This is a genomic window from Skermanella sp., assembly GCF_059503625.1.
Genome location: NZ_JCACHA010000416.1, coordinates 1 through 2,446 on the forward strand (window position 1 = coordinate 1; position 2,446 = coordinate 2,446).

Annotated in this window: 4 protein-coding genes; 3 read left to right on the top strand and 1 reads right to left on the bottom strand. The window is 64.2% G+C overall.

All coding sequences use genetic code 11. From position 1 onward, the window contains the following. The first annotated feature begins 14 nt into the window (after positions 1–14). The 3 genes from AC5JJ6_RS09210 (at position 15) to AC5JJ6_RS09220 (ending at position 2,012) form a co-directional block, all read left to right on the top strand. Positions 15–164, top strand: coding sequence for a type II toxin-antitoxin system CcdA family antitoxin (locus AC5JJ6_RS09210; RefSeq protein ID WP_496041753.1), 150 nt, complete (start codon positions 15–17; stop codon positions 162–164). Then, complete coding sequence (locus tag AC5JJ6_RS09215) at positions 164–460, top strand: CcdB family protein (protein ID WP_496041750.1); 297 nt, start codon at positions 164–166, stop codon at positions 458–460. The genes AC5JJ6_RS09210 and AC5JJ6_RS09215 overlap by 1 nt, the downstream gene beginning before the upstream one ends. 157 nt (positions 461–617) lie before the next feature. Beyond that, positions 618–2,012 carry an APC family permease gene (locus tag AC5JJ6_RS09220; protein ID WP_496041751.1) on the top strand — a complete coding sequence of 465 codons (1,395 nt, stop codon included), beginning with the start codon at positions 618–620 and terminating at the stop codon, positions 2,010–2,012. A gap of 34 nt (positions 2,013–2,046) precedes the next feature. On the opposite strand, the gene AC5JJ6_RS09225 is transcribed toward AC5JJ6_RS09220, so the two are convergent. Next, complete coding sequence (locus tag AC5JJ6_RS09225) at positions 2,047–2,304, bottom strand: hypothetical protein (RefSeq protein WP_496041752.1); 258 nt, start codon at positions 2,302–2,304, stop codon at positions 2,047–2,049. Positions 2,305–2,446 lie beyond the last annotated feature (142 nt).

The window sequence follows — 2,446 nt, forward strand, 5'->3', positions numbered from 1 at the left end:
CCTTGGGCATTAATGTGTCGCGAGCTTGCGAGCGCGGTCTGGCTGAGCAGATTGCCGAGTTGCGCGACAAGTGCTGGCTGGAGGAGAACCGCGAGGCCATCGAGTCTTCGAACGCCTATGTCGAGGTCCATGGCCTTCCGCTGGCCAAGCACCGGCCTTATTGATGGGGCGCTTCGACATTCACCGCCGCCTTGACGGTCCCGGTTATCTGCTCGACCTGCAAGCCAACATCCTGCGCGACCTCAGCACGCGCTTTGTGGCACCGCTGCTGCCGCTCAACGATGCGCCACGGCCCGCCGGGAGGCTCAATCCCGTCTTCACCGTCGAGGGCCGGCCGCACGTCATGGTCACCCAGTTCGCCGGCGCGGTCCGGATTTCCGAACTCGGTCCCTGTGTCGGCAACCTGCAACCGGAGGACACCGCCATCTTGGCAGCCCTGGATATGCTGACCGGCGCCTGATACTGCTGAAACTCTGCACCTTCATAAAGTAGAGGCACCCGCTGCTTTCGCGCAGTCTGCTTGATTGAGCTTTTTCCTTGTTCCCGCTGTTAAACCATCTTCAGTGGTGCCGCTCAGGCGCCGGGCACAGTGGTTTCACCGACAGCGGGGACTGACCATGACATCATCGAACGCGGGAACCGAGGCTGGCGCGGGTACCGACGGGCCACCGCTCCAGCGGTCGATCGGCATGGTGCAGATGGCGTTCTATGGGTTGGGCAGCATGCTCGGCGCCGGCGTCTACGGCCTGATCGGCAAGGCGGCGGGCGAGATGGGCAATGCGATCTGGCTGGCCTTCCTGGTCAGCATGGTCGCGGCGATGCTCACCGGACTGTCCTATGCCTCGATCGCGTCCCGCTATCCGAAGGCGGCGGGTGCCGCCTATGTCACGCAGCGGGCGTACCGGCAGTCGATGCTGACCTATGTGGTCGGGCTGGCGGTGATGTGCTCCGGCCTTACCTCCGTCGCGACGCAGTCGCGGGTGGTCGCCGCCAACCTTCAGCAATTGACCTTCCTCGACGGCGTGCCGGTCACGCTGATCGCCTTGGGCTTCCTGCTGCTGCTGGCCGGGATCGTCTTCCGGGGCATCAAGGAATGCATGTGGCTGAACATCGTCTGCACGACGGTCGAGGCGTTCGGGCTGATCCTCGTGATAGCGGTCGGCATGAGCTACTGGGGCTCCGCCGATCTGCTGGAAACTCCCCCTCCGACCGATGGGGGCATCGGCGGCATCACGGCGCTTCTGCTGATGCAGGGCGCCGTCCTGACCTTCTTCTCCTTCATCGGGTTCGAGGACACGCTGAACGTCGCGGAAGAGGTCAAGAACCCGCGCAAGGTGCTGCCCTGGGGCATCATCCTGGCGATGGTCGCGGCGACGCTGATCTATATCGCCGTCTCCATCACCGCCGTCTCGGTCGTTCCCTGGCAGGAGCTTTCCTCGGCCGCCGGTCCGCTGACCGAAGTGGTGGCGCGCGCCGCACCCTGGTTCCCGCCGGTGGCCTTCCTCGCCATCACGATCTTCGCCGTGACCAATACGGCCCTGCTCAACTACGTCACCGCGTCCAGACTGGCCTATGGCATGGCGCAGCAGGGATTGCTGCCGCGCTTCCTGCGCAAGGTCCACTCGACCCGGCGCACGCCGCATATGGCGGTTCTGGTGCTGCTGGCACTGATCACGGGACTGGCGCTGATGGGCGACATCACGCAACTGGCTTCCGCCACCGTGCTGCTTCTGCTGCTTGTCTTCGCCATCGTCAACAGCGCCCTGGTCATCCTGAAGCTCCGCCCCGGCGAGCCGACCGGCGGGTTCGAGGTTCCGGTCTTCGTCCCGGTCCTGGGGGCGATCGTCTGCTCCGTCCTGCTGGTCAACCGTTTCGTCACCGGCGACTGGCAGGCACCGATGATCGCGGCCGGGATCCTGGTCGGCATCCTCGGCCTCTACGCCCTGATGCGGCCCCAACATGTCGAGGAGGACGATCTGGCCGCCGTTCGGCAGGCGGAAGCGGCCGAATAGGCGAAACGACGGCAGGCGCCGTTCCGGTCCGGCATCACTCCTCCTGGTAGCCCTTGTCGCGCATGCATTTGGCGAAGATCTCGCGGCGATAGGAGAATTGGGGTGTTTCGGGACTGGGACGGCGCGGGTATCCGCGCAGCTGCATCTTGATGTCCACCTGCTCGCCGCATTCGCTTTCGGCGACGCCCTGCGTCCCGGCGGTCGGTTCCCACCGCGGCTGATTGTCGCTGCCGGAGCAGGATGAGAGTAGGACCAGGGTAGCCAAGGCGGGTACGACGGATCTCAAAGACATTCCTGGCGCCCTTCAAATGCAGATCGCCGCAGCCATTAACGCATTGATGGTTAATTGCTGCTTTGCACAAGCCAGTCATGCGAATACAAGCGGGTTGCGCGGCCAATTCTCTATGCTACCGTCCACCCTAACATAACGGGTT

Bases quoted from the DNA above. Each gene is read 5' to 3' on its own strand.
- AC5JJ6_RS09215 (WP_496041750.1), top strand. From the start codon at position 164: ATGGGGCGCTTCGACATTCACCGCCGCCTTGACGGTCCCGGTTATCTG.
- AC5JJ6_RS09225 (WP_496041752.1), bottom strand. From the start codon at position 2,304: ATGTCTTTGAGATCCGTCGTACCCGCCTTGGCTACCCTGGTCCTACTC.
- AC5JJ6_RS09220 (WP_496041751.1), top strand. From the start codon at position 618: ATGACATCATCGAACGCGGGAACCGAGGCTGGCGCGGGTACCGACGGG.